The organism is Streptomyces sp. NPDC059906 (assembly GCF_042730645.1).
GTDB lineage: Bacteria > Actinomycetota > Actinomycetes > Streptomycetales > Streptomycetaceae > Streptomyces > Streptomyces rubrogriseus.
This window is the reverse complement of the sequence record NZ_JBHWKU010000006.1, coordinates 74,703-97,678: the sequence shown is the minus strand read 5'-3', so window position 1 is coordinate 97,678 and position 22,976 is coordinate 74,703. Positions and strand designations below refer to the sequence as shown.

Sequence of the window (22,976 nt, the reverse complement as noted above, 5' to 3'; positions counted from 1 at the left end):
CAGGTCGCTAGCCGGCGTCCAACGGCCGTTCGAAGAAGGTCTCCAGGACCACCGTCGCCTGGGTCCCGCGCACCCCGTCGATCGCGTAGAGGCGGCGCAGCACGTCCTGGAGCCGCTCGGTGGTGGCCGTGCGCACCTTCACGAGGACGGCCGCGCTGCCCGCGATGACGTGCGCCTCCTGGATCTCCGGCACGGCGGCGAAGTCCTCGGCCCGGTCGCCCATCCACGCCGTCGAGTCGACCAGCACGAAGGCGAGGACACCGCGGTCGAGCGCCTCGGGGTCGACGTCGACCGTGGTCGACCGGATGACGCGCTGTTCGCGCAGTTTGCGGACGCGCTCGTGGGCGGCGCCCGCCGACAGACCCACCTCCCCGCCCAGTGCGGCGTACGGCCGGGTCGCGTCCTGCTGGAGCAGCGCGATCAGCCGTCGGTCGATCTCATCCAGTGACTTCATCCGTAGACAATATCTGATTCGGTGAGGTGCGTGCTACGTTGAACAAGATACTGATCATCGCGCTGAGAGGACACCATGTCCACCGACGGCCCGTACGAGATCCTGGACGACCGCTTCCGCACCGGACGCTGTGCGAACGGAGACAACAGGCTGGAGGTCCTGTACGACGGCTGCCGCTGGGCCGAGGGCCCGCTGTACCTCCCCGCCTGGCGTCAGCTGGTCTGGAGCGACATCCCCAACGACCGCATCCTGCGCTGGGACGAGGCCACCGGCTCGGTCGGCGTCTTCCGCACTCCCGCGGGCCACAGCAACGGCAACACCCTCGACCGGCAGGGCCGCCTGGTCACCTGCGAGCAGGGCAACCGGCGCGTCACCCGTACCGAACCCGACGGGACGGTGACCGTCCTGGCCGAGCGCTTCGACGGCAGGCGGCTCAACAGCCCGAACGACTCCGTCGTCCGCTCCGACGGCACCGTCTGGTTCTCCGACCCGGACTTCGGCATCACCAGCGACTACGAGGGCCATCGGGCCGAATCCGAGATCGGCGCGTGCAACGTGTACCGGATCGACCCGGTGTCCGGGCAGGTGCGGCTCGCCGCCGACGGTTTCGACGGGCCCAACGGCGTGCTCCTCTCCCCCGACGAGCGGCGGCTGTTCGTCTCCGACTCGCGGGCCGCCCGCATCCACGCGTTCGACGTCCGGGAGGACGGCACGCTGTCCGACGGGAAGGTCTTCGCCGAGGGCCGGGGGGACGTGCACTTCGACAACATCCGCTTCGACGACGAGGGCCGGCTGTGGGCCGCCGCCCTGCACGACGGTGTCCACTGCTACGACCCCGACGGCACGCTCATCGGCCGCCTGCGCGTGCCCGAGCCCGTCTCCAACATCGCCTTCGGCGGCCCCAAGAACAACCGCCTGTTCATCACGGCCACCACGTCCCTGTACTCACTGGTGATGTCGGTGACGGGGGCGCCGCGCCTCTGAGACCGCCACCGTCCCGACGGCACCCGGCCGCCCCGGGGCCCGTCGGTTAACCGGTGTACGGAAAGGGGCCGTTGCGACGTAGGTTGTGGGCAAGCACCCACGCCTCGGCTGAAAGACGGACCGCACCCATGAGCGACCCCTCGACGACTCCCGGCCACACCGCGCAGCAGAAGATCGACACGTCCGTGCCGCACTCGGCCCGGATCTGGAACTACTGGCTGGGCGGGAAGGACAACTACCCGGTCGACGAGCAGGCCGGCGACGCGTACACCGCCGTCTTCCCCGGCATCGTCACCATCGCCCGCAGCAGCCGCGCCTTCCTGCGTCGCAACATCACCCACCTGGTCGCCGAGGCGGGCATCCGGCAGTTCCTCGACATCGGCACCGGTCTGCCGACCGCCGACAACACCCACGAGGTCGCCCAGCGCATCGCGCCCGAGAGCCGGATCGTCTACGTCGACAACGACCCGATGGTCCTCGCCCACGCCCGCGCGCTGCTGTACTCCACGCCCGAGGGCGCGACCGCGTACATCGACTCCGACGTGCTCGACCCCGGCACCGTCCTCGAGGCGGCCGCCCGGACGCTGGACTTCGACCGGCCCATCGCGCTGATCCTCAGCAACATCCTGGGGCACATCCCCGACTACGACCGGGCACGTTCCGTCGCCGCCCGGCTCGTCGACGCCCTGCCGTCCGGCAGCTACCTCTCGATCAACGACGGCTCGCGCGGCATCGACCCGGAGTTCGACCGGGCCCAGGACGGCTACAACGAGAGCGGTGCCGCGCCGTACATCCTGCGCACCGTCGACCAGATCACGGCGTTCTTCGACGGGCTGGAGCTGGTGGAGCCCGGCGTGGTCCCGGTGACCCGGTGGCGCCCGGACGCGGACGCCGAAGACCCCGGGCTCATCGGCGAGCACGGCGGACTCGCCCGCAAGCCGTGACGTCCTGAGCCGCGCCGGAGCGAGAGGAACCCGCACCATGTCCGCATGGCCGTTGCCCGAAGCGTTCACCGGCGGTTCGGGCACCGTCCGCTGGAACCGGCTGGGCGCCCCGGACGGGCGCCCCCTGGTCCTGCTGCACGGCACGCCCTTCTCCTCGTACGTCTGGCGGTCGGTGGCCCGCTCGCTGGGGCGCGACCACCAGGTGTTCGTCTGGGACATGCCCGGCTACGGGGTGTCGGAGAAGAGCGCCGGGCAGGACGTGTCCCTGGCCGCGCAGGGCCGGGTCTTCGCGGAGTTGCTGGAGCACTGGGGGCTTGAGGAGCCCCTGGTGGCCGCCCACGACTTCGGAGGTGCCGTCGCCCTGCGGGCGCATCTGCTGCACGGTGCCCGGTACGGGGCGCTCGCCCTGGTCGACCCGGTCGCGCTGGCGCCCTGGGGGTCGCCGTTCTTCCGGCTGGTCCGCGAGAACGCCGAGGTCTTCGAGCGGCTGCCCGAAGCGCTGCACCGGGCGCTGGTGCGCGAGTACGTCGGTTCCACCGGCGGTCCGGGGCTGCACCCGGCGGTCCTGGACCGGCTGGTCGAGCCCTGGCTGGGCGAAACGGGGCAGCCGGCCTTCTACCGGCAGATCGCCCAGGCGGATCAGCGGTACACGGACGAGATCCAGGACCGCTACACCGGAATCGACGTCCCGACGCTGATCTGCTGGGGCGAGGACGACGCCTGGATCCCCGTGGCCAAGGGCCGCGAACTGGCCGGTCTCGTCCCCGGTTCCCGATGGGAGCCGATCGCCCACGCGGGCCACCTGGTGCAGGAGGACGCGCCCGCCGAGCTGACGGCCGCCCTGCTCGACTTCTTCCACCGCGTCCCCTGAGGGCCCCGTCCCGCGGGAGACATGCCACAGGGCGGGGCCCCGGGAAACTGGCGTTCCCCGCAGCCCCGCCCTGCGCGGCGATCTCCCGATCAGGCGGGGGTGATGTTCTCCGCCTGCGGGCCCTTCTGGCCCTGGGTGATGTCGAAGGTCACGGCCTGGCCTTCCTGCAGCTCGCGGTAGCCCTGAGCGTTGATGTTGGAGTAGTGCGCGAAGACGTCGGGGCCGCCGCCGTCCTGCGCGATGAAGCCGAAGCCCTTTTCAGAGTTGAACCACTTGACAGTTCCGCTGGCCATGCCTTTTGCCTTTCAGCCGTTATCGGATTCGCACCGCGCGAACCCGGAGGTGGTCGTCCTGGTCCTCCGGCATTGCACAGCAAACCGCCCGCACTCCTGGGCGGGCGGTCTGGGCGAACCACGACATCTGCTGCTGACGCTACACGGCATGTCCGAGCCTCACCAGTGAGTAAGGGGTGTGAGCGGGAACCTTGTTGCCGACCCGAGTCCTCGGCCACCGCCGTGCGGGTCCCGCTGCGCCATCCGGGGGAGACCGCGAGGCGGCCGCACAACCCGGTTCCGGAAGTGGTCTAGCTATGAAGAGTCCACCCACGGAGTCGGAGATCGATATGACCGTCAGGAAAGCGCTGGCCCTGGTGATCGGCGCTGTCATGTGCACCGGCGTGCTGGCCACCGGCTGCGCCCGGGAGCACGCGGGCGCCCCTTCCCAGGACGCGCACGCACCCGGGAGTTCCGCGGCCCCGCGCCCGGCTCCCCCGCGCTCCTTCCCCCGCCCGCTGCCCGGGGTCGGGCCGGTCATGCGGGAGCGTCTCCCGGACGGCACCCGGCAGGCCCTCGTGGTCACCGGCGAGACCGAGAGTTCCTCCCAGGCCCAGGTGGTGCTCTACGAGCAGTACCCGGCCGAGGGCTGGCGCGCCGTCGCCGGTCCCTGGCCCGCGCACAACGGCCTGCGCGGCTGGACCGACGACCACGAGGCGGGCGACCTGCACACGCCCATCGGCGTCTTCGGCCTCAGTGACGCCGGCGGCAGGCTGCCCGACCCGGGCGCCCTGCTCCCCTACGACGAGGACCCGGAGTTCTCCGTGTCGGGCACCGGGTACCTGGGCGAGCCCCTGGAGGGGTCGTTCGACTACGTGGTCGCCATCGACTACAACCGGGTGCCCGGCACCACCCCGCTGGACAAGACCCGTCCCCTGGGCGAGGACAAGGGGGGCGGGGTCTGGATCCACGTGGACCACGACGGACCGACCAACGCCTGCGTGTCCCTGAGCGAGGAGCACATGCGCGCGTTGCTGACCGCCCTGGACCCGGACAAGGAGCCGGTGGTCGTCATGGGCCCGCGGGAGGTCCTGCTGCGCTAGCCGGCCCTTCCGGACGGCGGTGCGGACCGCGGGTCGTGCTCAGCCGACGGGCGGCATGTCGGTGGGCGCCGAGTCCAGGCCGGGCCTGCGCTCACGCCAGGCACCCCGGGTGAAGTCCGGGATCTCGACGGGGCGCCCGCCCCGGGCCAGCGACGTGACGCTGAGCGGGACGGGCGAGCACCAGGCGGCCGAGTCGTACACGTCGATGTCCGGAACCAGCCCCGCGCGCATCAGTTGGACGGTGCGCCACTGCAGGACGTAGTCCATGCCGCCGTGGCCGCCGTTGTTCGCGGCGTCGTCGCCGACCTTCTGCCACAGCCAGTGGTCGTACTCCTTGCGGTAGCCCTCGAAGTCGCGCCAGGTGTGGCCGCTGTGGTCGGGTTCGACGTAGATACGGGCGCCGGTCGGGGCGGGTCCGGCGTAGTCCTCGACGATGCCGCGGCTGCCGGCGAGGGTGTTGATCCGGCTGTAGGGCCGGGGCGAACTCACGTCGTGCTCGGCCCGGACGGTCCTGCCCTTCGCCGTCTCGATCATGCAGGTGACCAGGTCACCGTTGATGTAGGTCTCCTTCCAGGACGGGTGGTCCCGGGGGACGAAGCGGGCCCGGTAGTCGGCCAGCCCCTTCGGGGCCGTCGTGGTGGCGCGCAGGGTGGTCATGCGGTCGCCGCGGTTGACGTCCATGGCCGCCGCGATCGGGGCGAGACCGTGCATGGGGTAGAAGGAGGCGGTGCTGCGGGTGTGCCACAGCCGCCGCCAGGAGTCGGTGTAGTAGGTGTCCGAGAAGAGGAGTTCGCGCAGGTCGTGCAGGTAGCCGCCGTGGCCGTTGGTGAGGTCTCCGAACAGGCCGTCGTGCGCCGCCTTCAGCATGGCCAGTTCGTTGCGGCCGTAGTTGCAGTTCTCGGACAGGAGCAGGTGCCTGCGGGTGCGCTCGGAGGTGTCGACGAGGTCCCACAGCTGGCGCAGCTCCGTCGCGATGGGCAGTTCCACGACGGCGTGCCTGCCGCTGAGGAGTGCGGCCCGGCCGTGCTCGTAGTGGAACTCCCAGGGCGTGGCGACGTACACGAGGTCGATGTCGTCGCGGCGGAGCATCCGGGCGTAGGAGTCGGCCGAGCCGCCGTACTCGGCGGGGCGCGGATTGCCCTTGCTCTCCAGGCGGTCGGCGGCACGCTTGGCCCGGTTGGCGCGGATGTCGCAGACGGCGGTCACGGTGCAGCCGGGCACGGCCGCCCAGCCGGTGATCATGCCGCCGCCCCGGTTGCCGAGGCCGATGACCGCGACGCGGACGGTTCTGTGGGCGGCGAAGGGCACGCCGGTCATCGACTTCTGGCCGGGCCTGCGGCGGGGCGCCTGCCCGGCCGCCGACGCGGCGGGGGCGGCGGCCCCGATGCCGGTCGCGAGGGCGCCGGTGGCGGCGGCGGAGCCCAGGAGCAGTCGGCGTGAGACAGCGGGCGTTTCGGACATGACGGCAACACTCCTCGTGGCGGTTCGCATCACGGTCGGGGCGCGGTCGGGCAACGTCGGGCTGTCGAACACTTTCGGGGCATGACTCTGCGGCGTCAGCCGTGACATGTCAATATGTGCTCGATGCAAAGCCGTTCCGAGCACTTCCGCGCAGCCTCGCGCAGTTCCGTGCACGTGAGGTGCCGCTACATACCGTCCTGCACGACCCCGCGCGTCGAGAGCGTGATGGGATCCTTGGTGGCGAAGTCCCCGGGCGGGATGCCCGGGTGGTGGCCCTCACCCGGGGGTGGCACCTGGTCGCGGGGGCCCAGGGTGAGCCGGGAGACGATCCGGTAGCGGTCGCCCCGGTAGAGGGAGTGCACGTACTCCACGGGGCGGCCCCGGGTGTCGGTGGTCAGTCGCTCGAAGAGCAGCGCCGGGGAGAGTTCGGGTACGTCGAGCAGGTCGGCCTCCGCGCGGGTGACCACGGTGGGTTCGATGGACTGCACGGCCTCGCTGACCCGGACGTCGTGCCGCTCGCCCAGATGCTCGTACAGGTCGCCCTGCTCCAGTTCCTCACTGGTCAGGTCCGAGACGAGGGCGGCCGGTACGTGCAGGTACTCGATGGCCATGGGCGAGCCGTCGACCAGCCGAAGACGTGCCACGTAGTGGATCTGCGCGGCCGGCGACATGCGCAGCCTGCGCCCCACCCGGGCGCCCGCGGGCAGGGTGCGGACCTCCAGGAGCCTGCTGGTCCAGGCGCCGGCGGCCGGCGGGAGACTCAAGGCCCGGCGGTCGGAGACCAGTTCCTGGGTGATCTTCTCGGCGGCGACGAACATGCCCCGGCCGTGCTCGCGCACCAGTAGTCCGGCGACCACCAGTTCGTCGACCGCCGCCCGCAACGTCGGGCGGGACACGCCGAGTTCGGCGCACAGGGTGCGCTCCGAGGGAATCGCGTCCCCGGGGCGCCGGTCCTCGATGAGCTCCAGGATGGCGTCTCGGACGCGCTCCCGCTTGAGCACCGCACCGGAGGCGGCGGCGTCGAACTCCATGCAGTACTCCCGTGACTGGCCTGCTGGTCAGCCGAGCTTACCTGTCCACCTCGGGCGCGAACCAGCCACTCCCCGCGAACGATGGGCCGAAAACCCGTACATACGTGAGGGGTTGACGCCCTCATTGGTCCATGCCACCTTCGACCAACGCCGACTGGTAAGTCCTGCGCCCCTTACTGGTCAAGTGCGGGTGCCACGTCCCTTCCAGCTCTCCCAGAGGTGAACCGTGAAGTACCGTTCGCTCGCCCTGCTCTCCACGCTGGTGCTCAGCGCCGGGCTCACCGCCTGCTCCTCGTCCGGCGGCTCCTCCGACGGCGCCGCGGACGGCAGGGCAGCCCTCCCTCCCCCTCTCCGTTGCGCACCGCCGACCACCGGAGCCACCCTGTGGACCTGCCACGCCCCGAACTGGCCTTAGTCCCCCGCCCCCGCCGCCTCTCCACCCGTTCCGGCCGCTTCCGGCTCGACGACACGACCCGGCTGCGGGTCACCCCCGGGGCCGGTCCCGCCGCGGCCCTGCTGCGCACCCTCCTCGCCCCGGCCACCGGACTGCCCCTGGGGTCCGCCGCCGACGGGGCCTTCGTCATCGCCCTCGACCCCGCCCTGACCGGCCTCGGCGAGGAGGGGTACGGCCTGACCGTGAGCCCCCAGGGCGTCCTGCTGCGGGCCGCCCGCCCGGCCGGACTGCTGCGCGGAGTGCAGACGGTGCGGCAACTCCTGCCCTACGAGGCCCTGTCCGGGCGGCCGGTGCGCGGGGTGCCGTGGGAGCTGCCGGCCGTGGAGATCACCGACGTACCCCGCCATGCCTGGCGCGGCTCCATGCTCGACGTGGCCCGGCACTTCCAGCCGGTGTCCTATCTGCGGCGCTACGTCGACCTGCTGGCGCTGCACAAGCTGAACGTCTTCCACCTCCACCTCACCGACGACCAGGGCTGGCGGATGCCCCGCGGGCAGCGACCGGTTCGACGGTGTGCCGCACGGCGGTTCCTACACCCGTGCGGAACTGCGGGACCTGGTCGCGTACGCGGCCGGGCGCGGCGTGAGCGTACTGCCGGAGACCGGTGTCCCGGGGCACGTCCGCGCCGCCCTGGCCGCGTACCCCGAGCTGGGCACCGACCCCACCCGCCGACTGGACGTGTGGACGCACTGGGGCGTGTGCGAGAACGTCCTGGGCACCGGCGGCCCCGTCCTGGACTTCTTCCGCACCGTCCTGGACGAGGTGATGGACGTCTTCCCCTCGCCGTACGTGCACATCGGCGGGGACGAGGTCCCCACCACGGAGTGGGAGCCGAGCCCGGCGGCGCGGGCCCGTGCCGCCCGTGAGGGGCTGGCGGGGCCGCGGGCCGGTCGTCTGGGCCGAGAGCGGCGTCGCCCTCCCCCTCGACTGCACGGTGATGAGCTGGCGCGATCCGGCGCACGCCCGGGCGGCGGCACTGCGCGGGCACCAGGTCGTGCACGCCGACCACCGCGCGACCTACTTCGACTACCCGCGCGGCGCCGGTCCCGGGGAACCGCCCGCGCAGCCCGGGGCAGTGGTCGACCTGCGCGCCGTCCACGACGTGGACCTCGCGCCGCCGACCCCGGAGGCGGCCTCCCGGATGCTGGGCGCCCAGGGCCAGTTGTGGACGGAGTTCGTGCGCACCCCGGAGCACATCGAGTACCTCACGTTCCCGCGGCTGTGCGCGCTCGCCGAGCGGGTCTGGGACGGCACGTCGGGCTGGCGGGACTTCACGGCCCGGCTGGCCGGACACCGGGCTCGGCTGGACGCCCTGGACGTCCCGCACGCCGCCCCACCGCCCGGTTCCCCCGTGTCGTTCCCCCACACCCCGCACCACCCGTCGACGCTCCCGCTCGGGCGGGAGCCGCGCCGAAAGGATCCCGCATGAGAAACCGACCCACCGCCGGCCGCGCCCGCCTGGCGCTCGCCCTGTCCGTTCTGCTGGGCGGCGGTGCCCTGACCGCCCTCCCCGCCCAGGCCGCTCCCGCCGCCGACGGTCTCACCGTCCAGTACCGCACCAGCGCGGGCGGAGCCACCGCGGACCAGACGGAACCCTGGTTCAAGGTCCGCAACACCGGCTCGTCCACCGTGCGGCTGAGCCAGGTGAAGATCCGCTACTACTTCAAGGCGGACTCCCCGAACGCCTCCTACCGCTTCGCGTGCTCCTGGGCGGTGCGCGGCTGCGCCGCGGTCACCGGCACGTTCGGCATCCTGAGCAGTCCGACCGCGACGGCCGACCGCTACCTGGAGATCGGTTTCACCGCGGCGGCCGGCACCCTGGCGCCCGGTGCGGACACCGGTGACCTGCAACTGCGCTTCTACCAGAGCAACTGGCAGCCGCTGCGGCAGAGCGACGACTACTCCTTCGGCGGCGGCCAGACCTCGTACGCGACCTGGGACAAGGTCACCGCCCAACTGGCCGGCGCCACCGTCTGGGGAACGGCTCCCGAGGGCAACGACCCCACGGACCCGACCGATCCGACCGATCCAACCGATCCGACCGACCCGCCCGGCGGCGGTCAGACCCTGTTCGACGACTTCGACTACAGCTCGCACACGGATCCCGCTGTCGCGGCCCACGGCTGGAGCGTGCGCTCCAACCCGGGCGGGCCCGGCGTCCCCGGCGCCACATGGGACCCGTCGAAGGTCACCTTCGTCTCCGCCGGGGGCAACTCGGTGATGAACCTGGAGACGTCCACGGCCGGCACCGGCGCGTCCACCACGCAGACCGAGATCCTGACCAAGTCGGCGAAGTTCAAGGACGGCACGTACGCGGCGCGGGTCAAGTTCGCCGACACGCCGAGGTCCGGGCCCGACGGGGACCATCTGGTGCAGACCTTCTTCACCATCAACGACCTCAAGGCGCCGATGGCCGACGACTACGCCGAGTACGACTTCGAGTACCTGCCGAACGGAGGGTGGGGCGAACCGTCGAACATCCTCTACACGACCTCCTGGGAGACCTACGACCCCGATCCGTGGCAGGCCGTCAACCAGCACTCCGAGCAGCGCAGCAGCTACGCCGGCTGGCACGACCTGGTGGTGACGATCGACGCCGGTGCCATCACCTACTACGTGGACGGGCAGCCGTTCGGCACGCATGACGCCCAGTACCTGCCGGAGCGGCCGATGTCGATCAACTTCAACCAGTGGCTGATCGACCTGAACGGCCAGACGTCGACGACGCCGCGCGCCTACGACCAGCAGGTCGACTACGTCCTGCACGTCAAGGACCAGGTGCTCACGCCGGCCGAGGTCGCGGCCAAGGTCGCCGGGTACCGCGCCGCCGGTACCGGGTTCGTGGACGAGGTGCCCGCCGCGTGATCCCCGGCGGGGACGGTCAGAACAGCCGCTCCTGAGCGGGCGCGGGCCGTCCCCGCCGGTTGCGCGACCGGGTGCCGGGTGCCGGTGCCGTCTCGCCGAACAGGGGGGCGGTGCCGTACGCGTCGGGCTCGGCCGGGACGGTGGCGGGGCCGGTGCCCACGTTGAGGACCAGTGGGGCGTCCCGGTCGAAGTCGCCCGGCGTCATCGCCACCCAGTCACGGTCCTGCCGCTCTCCCACGCACCGACACCTCTCTCGCGCCGCCCGCCGCGACCACGCGACGCTACCAGCCCCGCGGCAGCGGCGTGATCACGGCTCCCGCCCGGCCCGCATCCATCGTTCCCGGGTAGCGCGGAACCGACGCCGGATGATTGATTCTGCACTCTTGGAGCCCATTTCGATCATCTTCATGCATCGCTTCTCTCGTTTCGAACCCTTGACAGGGCCTATATCCGGTCGATTTACTCCCGATCAACGCCGATGCCCGTGTGATCGGCGGCAGAGGTACGCCCAGCCGGTAGCTGGCTTCGCGCCAGGAGCCCGGACTGAGTCGCCAGGACGGCCACGCGCGTCCGAGGCGGGGACGTACCCACCATCCTCCGGAGCTCGAACCATGAGCCGTACACAGGTGCACACCCCCAGAAAGCCGGTACTGGCCGGCATCGGTGCCACCGCCGTCCTCGTCACCGCCGCGGCCCTCGTGCCGGGCAGCACCCCGGCCGAGGCGGCCACCTACACCCCGCCACCCGCCCACGCGGGCTTCGACTACCAGATCGGCGGCGCCTACACCCCGCCGGCCGGAGTGGAGGTGGTCAGCCGCGACCACACGGCCTCCCCCGCGCCCGGCCTGTACAACATCTGCTACGTCAACGCCTTCCAGGCCCAGCCCGGCGCCGAGCAGGACTGGGACGACGACCTGCTGCTGCGCGACGCGAACGGCGACGTCGTCTACGACACCGACTGGGACGAGGCGTTCCTCGACATCCGCACCGCGGACAAGCGCGAGCGCATCGCCGAGAAGGTCGGCACCTGGATCGACGGCTGCGCGGACAAGGGCTTCCAGGCCGTCGAGCCGGACAACTACGACAGCTACACCCGCGCGGGCGACCTGCTGGACGCCGCCGACGCGCAGGGCCTGATCAAGCTGCTGGCGGAGCGCGCGCACTCCGACGGGCTGGCCATCGGGCAGAAGAACACCGTCGAGCTGGCCCCGAACCGCGAGGCGAACGGGCTGGACTTCGCGGTCGCCGAGGAGTGCGGCGAGTGGGACGAGTGCGGCGACTACACCGCCGAGTTCGGCGACCGGGTGATCGTCGTCGAGTACACCGCCAAGGGCCTGTCGAAGGCGTGCGCGGGTTTCGGCGACGAGCTGAGCATCGTCCGGCGCGACCTGGACGTGTCGCCGAAGGGCAGCAGCGGCTACGTCCGTGAGACCTGCTGACACCACCCGACGGCCAGTGCAGTCCTTGGAGGTACAGATGGATGCGGTCCGACGTGCCGCACGCCCCTCGCGCCGGGGTGTGCTGCGGGCCGGCGGGGGTGCCGCCCTCGCGGCGGCCGCGGGCAGCGCGGTGACCGGCTGCGGGGCCGGTACGGACGACGGCGTCGCGGCCGACGGCACGGTCACCGTCGAGATGTGGCACGGCCAGGCGGACACGGCGAAGAAGGCCCTGGAGGGCCTCGTCGCCGACTTCGAGCGGTCGCACCCGAAGATCAGGGTGAAGCTGGGCGGAGGTGTGCTGGCGGACGTGATGCTGCAGAAGATCACGGCCGCCCTCGCCGCCGGTTCCTACCCCGACATCGCCTACATCTTCGGGTCGGACCTGGCCCGGGTGGCCCGCAGCCCGCAGGTGGTGGACCTCACCGACATGGTCGGGTCGGGGCCCGTGCCGTGGAAGAACTACTGGGCGGCCTCCAGGGACGCCGTCACGCTCAACGGCAGGGTCAGGGCCGCCCCCGCGGTGCTCGACTCGCTCGCCGTGGTCTGCAACAGGAAGCTGTTCCGCGAGGCCGGACTGCCGCTGCCGGAGGCCGGCTGGACCTGGGAGGACTTCGTCTCCTCGGCCCGCACGCTCACCGAGTCGGGCCGGGGCCGGTTCGGCACCGGCTGGCCGGGCACGGGCGACGAGGACACCGTGTGGCGGCTGTGGCCGCTGATCTGGGACCTGGGCGGCGACGTCGTCGACGACGGCGGCAAGGGCATCGGCTTCGCCGACACCGGCGCCCGGGCGCTTCAGGTGGTGGCCGACCTGGCCCGGGACAAGAGCGTGTACGTCGACCCCAAGCCCGGCAGCGAGCAGATGTACCAGGTGTTCCAGTCCGGCCGCATGGGCATGGTGGTCACCGGGCCGTGGCAGCTGCCCGACATCGAGACCGCCGGGATCGACTACCACGTCGCTCCCCTGCCCTCCTTCAGCGGACGCCCGGTCACCATCTCGGGACCGGACACCTGGACGGTGTTCGACAACGGCGAGGCCCGGTCGAAGGCCGCCCGGACCTTCCTGACCTGGCTGGCCCGGCCCGAGCAGGACGTGCGCTGGGACATCGAGGCCGGCAGCCTCCCGCTCAGCCGCCGCACCGAGGCCCTGCCCGCCTGGCAGGACAAGGTCGCCCGCACCGAGGGCCTGAACGTGTTCACCACGGCGTTGGAGACGGCGCGCGTGCGCCCCGTCCACCCGGCGTACCCGGAGGTCTCGCAGGCGCTGGGGCAGGCGATCGTCGCCGTGCTCCTGGGGCGCAGCAGTCCGAAGAAGGCGCTGCGTGCCTGCGCCGACGAAGCCAACGCCGCCCTGCTCATACCGCGTTGAGGAGCCACACCGCCATGCCGCGCCTCCCCCGCCCCATCACCGTCGAGGGTCCGCCGCCGGATCCACGGCCACTGCGCCGCAAGCGCCGGCGCGAAACCGGCACCGCCTGGGCGTTCGTCTCACCGGCGGTCCTGATCGTCCTCGGCCTGAGCATCGTCCCGGTCGTCTGGTCGCTGCTGCTGTCCTTCCAGGCCAGCGACCTGGTGACGCCCAGCCGCTGGGTGGGCCTGGACAACTACCGCGCCCTCGCCCAGGACCCGAACTTCAGCCAGGCGGTCCGCAACACCCTGCTCTACACGGTCCTGTACGTGCCGCTGAGCCTGCTGTTCGGCCTGGCCCTCGCCCTGGTCCTGAACCGGCGCATCCGCTTCGTCGGCCTCTACCGCACCCTGATCTTCGTGCCGTTCGTGCTGTCGGCGACCGCGCAGGGCGTGCTGTTCTCGTTCATCCTGGACCCGGAGTTCGGCGCCGCCAACTCGGTGCTGCACCGCCTCGGCGTCTCCTCGCAGGGCTTCCTGTCCGACCCCTCCCAGGCACTGCTGGTACTGGTGGCGATCACGCTGTGGAGCGGCACCGGGTTCTGCGTCGTGGTCTACCTCGCCGCCCTCCAGGACGTGCCGCAGTCCCTGATCGAGGCGGCCCGCCTGGACGGCGCCGGGCGCCGGCACCTGCTGCGCCACGTCACGCTTCCCACGCTCACCCCGGTCACCGTCTTCCTGGTGCTGTGGCAGGCCATCCAGTCCCTCCAGGTCTTCGACCTGGTGTACGTCACCACCAAGGGCGGTCCGCTCGGCTCGACCACGGTGATCGTCTACTTCATCTGGGAGCAGGCCTTCAAGAACGCCACGGCGGGATACGGGGCCTCGGCCGCCTACGTCCTGGCCGTCGCGCTCGGTCTGGTCGCCGGGGCCGTCCGCATCGTCCGGCGTCGGGGACGCCACCGTCTCGAAGGGGCCCGATCATGACGGCGACCTCCACCCGGCCGGCCACCGCGAACGCCGTCGCGACGCGCCCGGCCGCCCTACGGCGCCGCCCGCGGCTCCCGTTCAGCCCCTGGCACCTGCTGCTCGCGCCGCTGGCCCTGGTCTTCGCCGTGCCGCTGGTGTGGCTGGTGCTCAGCTCGGTGATGAGCAACGCGGAGATCAACCGGTTCCCGCCGGCCCTGTGGCCGTCCGGCATCGACCTCGGCGGCTACCGGTACGTGCTGGGCAACGCGATGTTCCCCCGCTGGTTCGTCAACTCGCTGATCGTCTCCGCCGTCACCGTGGCCGCGAACCTGGTCTTCGGGTCGCTGGCCGGGTACGCCTTCGCCCGGATGCGGTTCGCGGGCTCCAGGGTGCTCATGGGGCTGATGCTGGCCACCATGGCGGTGCCGTTCCAGCTGACCATGATCCCGACGTTCCTGGTGATGAAGAAGCTCGGCCTCATCGACACCCTGGGCGCGCTGATCGTGCCGTCACTGGTCACGCCGTTCGCGGTGTTCCTGCTGCGGCAGTTCTTCCTCTCGCTGCCCAGGGAGCTGGAGGAGGCCGCCTGGATCGACGGCTGTTCACGGCTGCGGGTGCTGTGGCGGATCGTGCTGCCGCTGTCCCGTCCGGCGCTGGCCACGGTGGCCGTGCTGACCTTCCTGACCACGTGGAACGACCTGACCTGGCCGCTGATCGCCATCAACCACGACACGCAGTACACGCTGCAACTGGGCCTGACGACGTTCCAGGGGCAGCACCACACCCAGTGGGCGGCCGTGATGGCGGGCAACGTCATCACCGTGCTGCCGGTCCTGCTCGCCTTCCTCGGCGCGCAGAAGACCTTCATCCAGTCGATCACCTCCAGCGGACTCAAGGGCTGACCGCCCGCCCTCCGTCCGCCGCCACCCGCAACGGAAAGAACCCCGCATGAGCACCACCGCCCACCCGTCCGCACCCAAGATCACCTTCGTCGGAGCCGGCAGCGTCGTCTTCACCCAGGGCCTGCTCGCCGACCTCTTCGCCTTCGACGAGCTGAAGTCCGCGCACATCGCGCTGCACGACATCGACGCGGAACGCCTGGCCACCGCGCGGGCCGCCGCCGAGTACATCGCCGCCGAACGCGGCGCCCGGCCGCGCGTCACCGCGCACGCCGACCGCCGCGAGGCCCTGGCCGGCGCCGACTTCGTCATCAACATCGTGCAGGTCGGCATGGGAGAGGCGACCCGGACCGACTTCGAGGTCCCGGCCCGGTACGGGCTGCGCCAGACCATCGGCGACACCCTGGGCGTCGGCGGCATCTTCCGGGCCCTGCGCACCTTCCCGCTGCTCAAGGCGCTCGGCGAGGACATCGCCGAGGTCTGCCCGGACGCCTGGCTGCTCAACTACACCAACCCGATGGCGATGAACGTCCAGTACCTCGCCGAGGCGACCGGCCTGACGCGCGTGGTGGGACTGTGCCACTCCGTGTACTGGACGGTCCAGGGTCTGTGCGAGCTGCTGAAGGTCCCCTACGAGGAGGTCACCTACCAAGCGGCGGGCGTCAACCACCAGGCGTGGGTGCTGCGTCTGGAGCACCAGGGCGAGGATCTCCATCCGCGCCTGGACGCCCTGATCGACGAGGACCCGCAACTGCGGCGCCGGGTCCGCATGGACATGTACCGGCGGCTCGGCCACTACCCGACGGAGACCAGCGAGCACTCCTCCGAGTACGTGCCCTGGTACCTGCACCACGACAGCGAGGTCGAGCGGCTGCGGCTGCCCGTCGGCGCGTACCTCGGCATCGTGGACGAGAACGTGGCCGAGTACGAGCGGACCCGCGACGCGCTGGCGTGCGGCGCGCCGCTCACCGTCGAGGGCACCATGGAGTACGCGCCGCAGATCATCCACAGCATGGTGACCGGCACGCCCCGCACGGTCTACGGCAACGTGCCGAACCACGGTCTGATCGAGAACCTGCCCGCCCGGGGCACCGTCGAGGTGCCGTGCCTGGTCGACTCCGCGGGCCTCCAGCCCACCCGCGTCGGTGCGCTGCCCCCGCAGCTGGCGGCCCTCAACCGGGCCTACCTCAGCACCACCGACCTGGTGGTGCGGGCGGCGACGGAGGACGACCCGCGGCACATCAGGCACGCGGCGATGGCCGATCCGGCGACCGCGGCCACCCTGCGGGTCGAGGAGATCTGGCAGCTGTGCGACGACATGGTCCGGGCCCACGGGGACCGGCTGCAGCCGGGGCTGCGGGGCGTACTCGCCCCCTGAGCCGCCGCCCGGGCGTGCTGGTGCGGCCCCGCGTACGGGGGAGAACGCGGGGCCGCACCAGCAAGCTATCGGAGTAATCGGCCGCCTGCCAGACCCGGCGCGTCCCCCGGCCGGTACGAACTCCCGTACCCGGCCGCCACCGGCGGGCTCCGCCCCGGGCTCGTACCGGGTGCCGTCACCCGACCGGCGGGCAGGAGCGTCGCCGGGAGCGGGAGGCGCGGCGACGGCGCGCGCTGCGGGGCGGGCCGTGCGGCAACACACTGTGGTCATGGTTTGCCCCGATCCGCCGGCGGCGGTGTCACGGCGTTTCCCCGACGGGCCGGCGAGCGTGGCGGCGGCCCGCCGGTTCGTGCGTGCCGCGCTGGACGGCGCCGCCCGTGACCTGGCGGACACGGCCCAGCTCCTGGTGCACTGCTCGCCGTACGCCGGTACGGGGCAGGGTCTCGCACTGGTGGAGCAGCTGGCCTCGCGGTTCGGGGCGGACAGCGACCACCGCCCAGGTCGGCGGGGACTGGTACGACAGCTTCGTCCTGCCCGGCGGGAACACCGCGCTGGTCATCGGCGACGTCACGGGGCACGACCTCGACGCGGCCATCGCGATGAGCCAGTTGCGCAGCATGCTGCGCGGCATCGCCGTGGACCGCGAGGAGCCGCCCGCGGAGGTGCTGCGCAGGCTGGACCTGGCGAACCACAGCACTCCTCCGCCGGCCATCCGCCACCGCTGCTGACCACCCGGGACGGCCGGACCCACTGTCTCGACGGCGGAACCGGCCTGCTGCTGGGCATGGACCCCGACGCGCCCCGCGTCACGGCGCGTGACGTACTGCCGGCCCACTCGACGCTGCTGCTGTACACGGACGGTCTCGTCGAGCGCCGCGACGAAGCCCTCGACCGGCTGCGCCGGCACGCCGCCGACCTGGCCCACGAGCCCCTCGACACGTTCTGCGACGAGCTGCTGATCGGCCTGGGGGCGGACAGCGCGGACGACATCGCGGTCCTCGCCGTCCGGCCCTCGCCGCCCTGACCCAGGTGCCCGTTCGGGCATCTCCCTCTGCCTCGGCGGCTCGTGACGCCGGCTCAGGGGTGGCGATAGCGTCGCCTTGTGAGCAACACGTTCCGGCGAGCGGCCAGATGAACGACGAGCGGCTGACCGTGGCGCCGACGGCCGACGACGCGGACGACCCACGACAGGAACCGGAGCGGCCGGAACGGCCGGAGGGCCCCGAGCGCGGCCCCCGGCGAAAGCGCCGCGGACCGGGCCCCGTCACCCTGTTGCTGCTGCCGGCTCTCGTGACCGTCACCGGTGTGGCCGCCTTCCTCGTACTGGGCGGGCTGCCGGACCCGTGGCCCGACGACTCGGACGCCAAGGCGTCGACCGCGGCCAACATCGACCCCTCCTACGTCCCGTGGCTGCGCAAGGCCGCCTCGGCCTGCACCGTCCTGGAGCCGTCGGTGCTCGCCGCGCAGATCGACCAGCTCTCCGGCTGGAGCGACGACTCGGACGAACTCTCGGGCCAGAAGGGCATCGCCGCCTTCACCGACAGCGAGTGGCGGACCTGGGGCAAGGACGACGACGGCAACGGGCACGCCTCGCCCCGCGATCCGGCGGACGCCATCATGGCGCTGGGCCGGCGGGACTGTTCCCTGGCCGAGAAGGTGACCGGGCTGCGTACCGAGGGCCGGGTCAACGGCGACCTCGTGGAGCTGACCCTCGCCGCGTACGCCGTGGGACCCGACGCGGTGACCGGGGAGGGGCGGGTACCCGCGGCGGCCAAGACGTACCTCGCCGAGGTCCAGGCCCTGGTACCGCGGTACGAGGCGCTGGACCGGGAGGACTCCGCCGACGGGGCGGGCGGACCGGCCGGTGCCCTGCTGACCGCGCCGGTGAGCCCGCTCACCATCACCTCGCCCTTCGGGTCCCGGGAGCACCCGCTGACCGGCGTGACCAAGCTGCACACCGGCGTGGACTTCGCCGCGCCGCAGGGCGCCCAGGTCGTGGCGGCGCGGCGGGGCCGCGTCGTGTTCGCCGCGCTCACCAGCGCGTACGGCAACCGCATCGTGATCGACCACGGGACCATCCAGGGCAAGCGGGTGGAGACGACCTACAGCCACCTCGCCTCCCTGGGGGCGTCGGTGGGGCAGACCGTGGAGGCCGGGGCCCCGATCGGACGGGTCGGCTCCACGGGTCTGTCGACCGGCCCGCACCTGCATTTCGAAGTCATCCTCGACGGGTACTACACCGATCCGCGCCCCTGGGTCGTCGCGAACGGGGTTTGATCCGGCGGATCGTGTCGAGAACCTCAACATGACCCAGTCGAAGCGCGAGACAGAGCGGAAGTACGAGCCGCCGTCCGGTGGCCTCGCCGGGCTGCCGGACCTCACAGGCGCCGGACCCGTCGCCTCGGTCACCGCGGCCGGGCCCGAGGAGCTCGACGCGGTTTACCACGACACGGTGGATCTGCGGCTCGCCGGGTCCTCGGCCACGCTGCGCCGCCGTACGGGCGGCCCCGACGCGGGCTGGCACCTGAAGCTGCCGCTCACCGGGGACACCCGCGAGGAGGTGTGGGCCCCGTTGTCGGACGACGTGCCCGCGGCGCTGCGCGAGCTGGTGCTGTCCCGCACGCGGGGCGCCCCGCTGCGTCCGGTGGTGCGGATCCGGTCCACCCGGGCCGTGCGGCGGCTGCACGACGCCGAGGGCGGGGTGCTGGCCGAGCTGAGCCTCGACGAGGTGCGGGCGGACGCGACGGCGGCGGGCGGCGGGCGTGCCGAGTGGGGCGAGCTGGAGGTCGAACTCGCCGAGGGTGTCCCTGCCGGACTGCTCGACGCCGTGGAGAAGAAGCTCCGCAAGAAGGGGATCGTCCGGGCCGACAGTCCGTCGAAGCTCGCCCGGGCGCTGCGGGACACCGGCGTGGGCGACGCGGGCGTGCGCCGGCCGCCCGAAGCAGTGGTCGCCGGGTCCTCCGGTTCGTACGTGCTCTCCTACCTGCGCGAGCAGGTCGGCGTCCTGGTGAGCCTGGATCCGGCGGTACGCCGCGACCTGCCCGACGCGGTGCACCAGATGCGCGTCACGTGCCGCCGGCTGCGCAGTTGCCTGCGCTCGTACCGGTCGGTCCTTGACCGGCGGGTCACCGATCCCGTGGCCGCGGAACTCAGGTGGCTGGCGGGCGAGCTGGGGGCCGCGCGGGACCAGGAGGTGCAGCGCGAACGCATCGGCGCCGCGCTGGACGGGCTCCCCGACGAGCTGGTGCTCGGCCCCGTCGCCGCCCGGCTGCGGGTGTGGGACGTGTCCCGGGACCAGGACGTGCGGTCCCGGACGCGTGAGGCCCTGGGCAGCCCGCGCCAGCTGCGCCTCCTGGACGCGCTGGACGCGCTGGTCCGGCGCCCGCCCCTGCGCGCCGGGGCCGGGCGGAAGCCGGCCCGGACGATGGCCCGGGCGGTGCTCAAGGAGTACGGCCGTCTCGCCGGTCGCATGGACCTCGCGCTCGCGCGGCCGTCCGGCCGGTCCCGGGAGAGGGAGCTGCACGAGGCGCGCAAGGCGGCCAAGAGGCTGCGCTACGCGGCCGAGGTCGCGCGTCCCGCGCTCGGCAAGCCCGTCGCCCGGCTCGGCAAGCAGGCCAAGGCGGTGCAGCAGCTGCTCGGCGAGCACCAGGACGCCGTGGTCGCCCAGGACATCCTGCGCCGGCTGGCGGTGGCCGCCCACGGGGCGGGCGAGTCGGCGTTCACGTGGGGGGTGCTGCACGGCCGGGAACGGGCGGGTGCGGAGGCCCGGCAGCGGGAGCTGCCCGGGGTGTGGCGGGCCGCGTCGGATCCCGCGCTGCGGGCCCCGCTCGAACACTGAACGGCGACAACTCCTGTGCGGAGTCTTGCCGGATCGAAGCCTCACCACTTAAATCACACCTTGAACTAAGCCGCTGCGCACAGCGGTTGGTCGGTCCTGTCCGCATCCGCAGAAAGCTCACGCATGAGACTGAGATCCATGGGTGTCGCGCTCGTCGCCACGGCGGCGCTGGTCACCCTCCCCGCTCCGATGACGGCCACCGCGGCCGACACTCCCCTCTCCCAGGGCCGGACGGCCACGTCGTCCTCGGCCGAGAACGCCGGCACGCCGTCGCAGAACGCCGTCGACGGCGACACGGCCACCCGGTGGTCGTCGGCCGCGAGCGACGACCAGTGGCTCCAGGTCGACCTCGGCGCCACCGCCTCCGTCACCCGGGTCGTGCTCGACTGGGAGGCGGCCTACGGCAAGGACTACAAGATCCAGCTCTCCCAGGACGGGAGCACCTGGACCGACGCGAAGACGGTCACCGGCGGCGACGGCGGCACCGACACCCTCGACGTGTCGGGCCAGGGCCGCTACGTCCGGATGCAGGGCGTCCACCGGGCCACCCCCTGGGGCTACTCGCTGTGGGAGTTCCAGGTCTTCGGCACCACCGGCGGCACCGCCCCGGGCGGCTCCTGCGACACCGCCAACGCCGCGCAGGGCAGGCCCGCTTCCGCCTCCTCCGTCGAGAACGCCGGAACACCGGCCGCCGCGGCCTTCGACGGCGACACCGGCACCCGCTGGTCCAGCCAGGCCTCCGACCCCCAGTGGGTGCGGGTCGACCTGGGCGCCGTGAAGGACCTGTGCAAGGTGGACCTGAACTGGGAGGCCGCCCACGCCAAGGACTTCCGCATCGAGGCGTCCTCCGACGGGCAGAACTGGCAGACGCTGAAGAGCGTCACCGGCGCCACCGGCGGCAAGGCCTCCTACGACGTCGGCGGTTCGGGCCGCTACGTCCGCGTCCACGGCACCGCACGCGCCACCGGCTACGGCTACTCGCTGTGGGAGGTCGCCGTGCACACGGGCACCACCGGCACTCCCCCGGTCGAGGGCGGCGGCGACCTGGGGCCGAACGTCATCGTCGTGGACCCGTCCACGCCGAACCTCCAGCAGAAGTTCGACCAGGTCTTCGCCCAGCAGGAGTCGAACCAGTTCGGCAGCGGGCGCTACCAGTTCCTGCTGAAGCCGGGCACGTACAACGGGATCAACGCCCAACTGGGCTTCTACACCTCGATCTCCGGTCTCGGCCTCAACCCGGACGACACCCAGATCAACGGTGACATCACCGTGGACGCGGGCTGGTTCAACGGCAACGCGACCCAGAACTTCTGGCGTTCGGCCGAGAACCTGGCCATCACGCCGTCCAACGGCACCGACCGCTGGGCCGTCGCCCAGGCCGCCCCGTTCCGGCGCATCCACGTCAAGGGCGGTCTCAACCTCGCCCCCAACGGCTACGGCTGGGCCTCCGGCGGCTACATCGCCGACTCGAAGATCGACGGCACCGTCGGCCCCTACTCCCAGCAGCAGTGGTACACCCGGGACAGCTCGGTCGGCGGCTGGACCAACGGCGTCTGGAACATGACGTTCACGGGCGTCGAGGGCGCACCGGCGGGCAACTTCGAGACCGGCCCGTACACGACGCTCGACACCACGCCCGTCTCGCGCGAGAAGCCGTTCCTGTACCTGGACGGCAACGAGTACAAGGTGCGGGTCCCCGCCAAGCGCACCAACGCGCGCGGCGTCTCCTGGCCCGCCAACGCCGGCGGCACCTCGCTGCCGCTCAGCCAGTTCTACGTCGTCAAGCCCGGCGCGACGGCGGCGACCATCAACGCCGCGCTCGACCAGGGCCTCAACCTGCTGTTCACCCCTGGCGTCTACCACATCGACCAGACCATCGAGGTCGACCGCGCCAACACCGTCGTGCTCGGCCTCGGTCTGGCCACGATCATTCCGGACGGCGGCGTCGACGCCATGCACGTGGCCGACGTCGACGGCGTGCGGCTCGCGGGCTTCCTCATCGACGCGGGTCCGCAGAACTCCGACACGCTGCTGCGGATCGGGACGCCGGGCGGGAACGCCGACCACTCCGCCAACCCCACGACCATGCAGGACGTGTTCATCCGCGTCGGCGGCGCGGGACCCGGCAAGGCCACCGACTCCATCGTGGTCGAGAGCGACGACGTGCTCATCGACCACACCTGGATCTGGCGGGCCGACCACGGCGAGGGCGTCGGCTGGGAGACCAACCGCGCCGACTACGGCCTCAGGGTCAACGGCGACGACGTGCTCGCGACGGGACTGTTCGTCGAGCACTTCAACAAGTACGACGTCTACTGGAACGGTGAGCGCGGCCGGACCATCTTCTTCCAGAACGAGAAGGCCTACGACGCCCCGAACGAGGCCGCCATCACCCACGACGGCATCGTCGGCTACGCGGCCTACAAGGTCGCCGACTCGGTGAACGTGCACGACGCGGTGGCGCTGGGCAGCTACTGCAACTTCACCGCCGACCCGAGCATCGTCCAGCACCACGGGTTCCAGGTGCCGGTCAAGCCGGGGGTCAGGATGCGCAACCTCCAGGTGATCTCACTGGGCGGCATGGGCCAGTACCGCCATGTCGTCAACGACACCGGCGCGGCCACGTCGGGGACGGACACCGTGCCGTCCAAGGTCGTCCAGTTCCCGTGA

The 22,976-nt window shown here is 72.0% G+C and carries 21 protein-coding genes and 1 pseudogene; 17 read left to right on the top strand and 5 right to left on the bottom strand.

The features are described 5' to 3' along the window. Positions 1-7 precede the first annotated feature (7 nt). Entirely contained in the window at positions 8-445 is a 438-nt protein-coding gene (locus ACFV9J_RS11980; RefSeq protein ID WP_385353567.1) for an Lrp/AsnC family transcriptional regulator, read from the bottom strand. 84 nt (positions 446-529) lie between these two features. Between ACFV9J_RS11980 and ACFV9J_RS11975 the strand changes: the two genes are divergently transcribed. From ACFV9J_RS11975 to ACFV9J_RS11965, 3 genes are all read left to right on the top strand, one after another. After that, complete coding sequence (locus tag ACFV9J_RS11975; protein ID WP_385353082.1) at positions 530-1,438, top strand: SMP-30/gluconolactonase/LRE family protein; 909 nt, start codon at positions 530-532, stop codon at positions 1,436-1,438. A 128-nt stretch (positions 1,439-1,566) separates the two neighbouring features. After that, entirely contained in the window at positions 1,567-2,382 is an 816-nt protein-coding gene (locus ACFV9J_RS11970; RefSeq protein ID WP_385353080.1) for an SAM-dependent methyltransferase, read from the top strand. Between the two features lie 37 nt (positions 2,383-2,419). After that, on the top strand, positions 2,420-3,253 hold the full coding sequence (locus ACFV9J_RS11965) for an alpha/beta fold hydrolase (RefSeq protein ID WP_385353078.1): 834 nt from the start codon (positions 2,420-2,422) through the stop codon (positions 3,251-3,253). A gap of 89 nt (positions 3,254-3,342) precedes the next feature. Here ACFV9J_RS11965 and ACFV9J_RS11960 read toward each other — a convergent pair whose 3' ends face one another. Then, a complete protein-coding gene (locus tag ACFV9J_RS11960; RefSeq protein ID WP_003978336.1) occupies positions 3,343-3,546 on the bottom strand; it encodes a cold-shock protein in 204 nt (67 codons plus the stop codon). 329 nt (positions 3,547-3,875) lie between these two features. On the opposite strand from ACFV9J_RS11960, the gene ACFV9J_RS11955 reads away from it, so the two are divergent. After that, a complete protein-coding gene (locus tag ACFV9J_RS11955) occupies positions 3,876-4,628 on the top strand; it encodes a hypothetical protein (protein WP_385353074.1) in 753 nt (250 codons plus the stop codon). A 39-nt stretch (positions 4,629-4,667) separates the two neighbouring features. Here the strand turns inward: ACFV9J_RS11955 and ACFV9J_RS11950 are convergent, their stop codons facing one another. Continuing rightward, positions 4,668-6,089 carry a Gfo/Idh/MocA family protein gene (locus ACFV9J_RS11950; RefSeq protein WP_385353072.1) on the bottom strand — a complete coding sequence of 474 codons (1,422 nt, stop codon included), beginning with the start codon at positions 6,087-6,089 and terminating at the stop codon, positions 4,668-4,670. A gap of 185 nt (positions 6,090-6,274) precedes the next feature. Beyond that, the gene (locus tag ACFV9J_RS11945; protein WP_385353070.1) at positions 6,275-7,120 is read right to left on the bottom strand and encodes a GntR family transcriptional regulator; all 846 of its coding nucleotides are present in this window, start codon (positions 7,118-7,120) and stop codon (positions 6,275-6,277) included. Between the two features lie 226 nt (positions 7,121-7,346). Between ACFV9J_RS11945 and ACFV9J_RS11940 the strand changes: the two genes are divergently transcribed. From ACFV9J_RS11940 to ACFV9J_RS11930, 3 genes and pseudogenes are all read left to right on the top strand, one after another. Continuing rightward, complete coding sequence (locus ACFV9J_RS11940; RefSeq protein ID WP_385353068.1) at positions 7,347-7,535, top strand: hypothetical protein; 189 nt, start codon at positions 7,347-7,349, stop codon at positions 7,533-7,535. Next, positions 7,505-9,003, top strand: a pseudogene (locus ACFV9J_RS11935) (beta-N-acetylhexosaminidase). Before ACFV9J_RS11940 ends, ACFV9J_RS11935 begins: the two are co-directional and overlap by 31 nt. Next, positions 9,000-10,439 (top strand): cellulose binding domain-containing protein, encoded by a 1,440-nt coding sequence (locus ACFV9J_RS11930; RefSeq protein WP_385353066.1) that lies wholly within the window; start codon positions 9,000-9,002, stop codon positions 10,437-10,439. The pseudogene ACFV9J_RS11935 and the gene ACFV9J_RS11930 overlap by 4 nt, the downstream one beginning before the upstream one ends. Positions 10,440-10,455: 16 nt before the next feature. On the opposite strand, the gene ACFV9J_RS11925 is transcribed toward ACFV9J_RS11930, so the two are convergent. Further along, a complete protein-coding gene (locus tag ACFV9J_RS11925; protein ID WP_385353064.1) occupies positions 10,456-10,677 on the bottom strand; it encodes a hypothetical protein in 222 nt (73 codons plus the stop codon). Positions 10,678-11,050: 373 nt separating this feature from the next. On the opposite strand from ACFV9J_RS11925, the gene ACFV9J_RS11920 reads away from it, so the two are divergent. The 10 genes from ACFV9J_RS11920 (at position 11,051) to ACFV9J_RS11875 (ending at position 22,976) form a co-directional block, all read left to right on the top strand. Further along, entirely contained in the window at positions 11,051-11,878 is an 828-nt protein-coding gene (locus ACFV9J_RS11920; protein WP_385353062.1) for an endo alpha-1,4 polygalactosaminidase, read from the top strand. Between the two features lie 37 nt (positions 11,879-11,915). Then, positions 11,916-13,244 (top strand): ABC transporter substrate-binding protein, encoded by a 1,329-nt coding sequence (locus tag ACFV9J_RS11915; RefSeq protein ID WP_385353060.1) that lies wholly within the window; start codon positions 11,916-11,918, stop codon positions 13,242-13,244. 14 nt (positions 13,245-13,258) lie between these two features. Then, the gene (locus ACFV9J_RS11910) at positions 13,259-14,209 is read left to right on the top strand and encodes a carbohydrate ABC transporter permease (protein ID WP_104630048.1); all 951 of its coding nucleotides are present in this window, start codon (positions 13,259-13,261) and stop codon (positions 14,207-14,209) included. Then, positions 14,206-15,093 (top strand): carbohydrate ABC transporter permease, encoded by an 888-nt coding sequence (locus ACFV9J_RS11905; protein WP_385353057.1) that lies wholly within the window; start codon positions 14,206-14,208, stop codon positions 15,091-15,093. The genes ACFV9J_RS11910 and ACFV9J_RS11905 overlap by 4 nt, the downstream gene beginning before the upstream one ends. Positions 15,094-15,139: 46 nt before the next feature. Then, positions 15,140-16,468: an alpha-glucosidase/alpha-galactosidase gene (locus ACFV9J_RS11900; RefSeq protein ID WP_385353055.1), complete on the top strand. Its 1,329-nt coding sequence runs from the start codon at positions 15,140-15,142 to the stop codon at positions 16,466-16,468. 377 nt (positions 16,469-16,845) lie between these two features. Next, entirely contained in the window at positions 16,846-17,196 is a 351-nt protein-coding gene (locus ACFV9J_RS11895) for a PP2C family protein-serine/threonine phosphatase (protein ID WP_385353565.1), read from the top strand. Continuing rightward, positions 17,190-17,492: a SpoIIE family protein phosphatase gene (locus ACFV9J_RS11890; protein WP_385353563.1), complete on the top strand. Its 303-nt coding sequence runs from the start codon at positions 17,190-17,192 to the stop codon at positions 17,490-17,492. Before ACFV9J_RS11895 ends, ACFV9J_RS11890 begins: the two co-directional genes overlap by 7 nt. 107 nt (positions 17,493-17,599) lie before the next feature. Next, positions 17,600-18,745 (top strand): M23 family metallopeptidase, encoded by a 1,146-nt coding sequence (locus ACFV9J_RS11885; protein ID WP_385353053.1) that lies wholly within the window; start codon positions 17,600-17,602, stop codon positions 18,743-18,745. Between the two features lie 28 nt (positions 18,746-18,773). After that, a complete protein-coding gene (locus ACFV9J_RS11880; protein WP_385353051.1) occupies positions 18,774-20,306 on the top strand; it encodes a CHAD domain-containing protein in 1,533 nt (510 codons plus the stop codon). Between the two features lie 123 nt (positions 20,307-20,429). Beyond that, complete coding sequence (locus tag ACFV9J_RS11875) at positions 20,430-22,976, top strand: discoidin domain-containing protein (RefSeq protein ID WP_385353049.1); 2,547 nt, start codon at positions 20,430-20,432, stop codon at positions 22,974-22,976.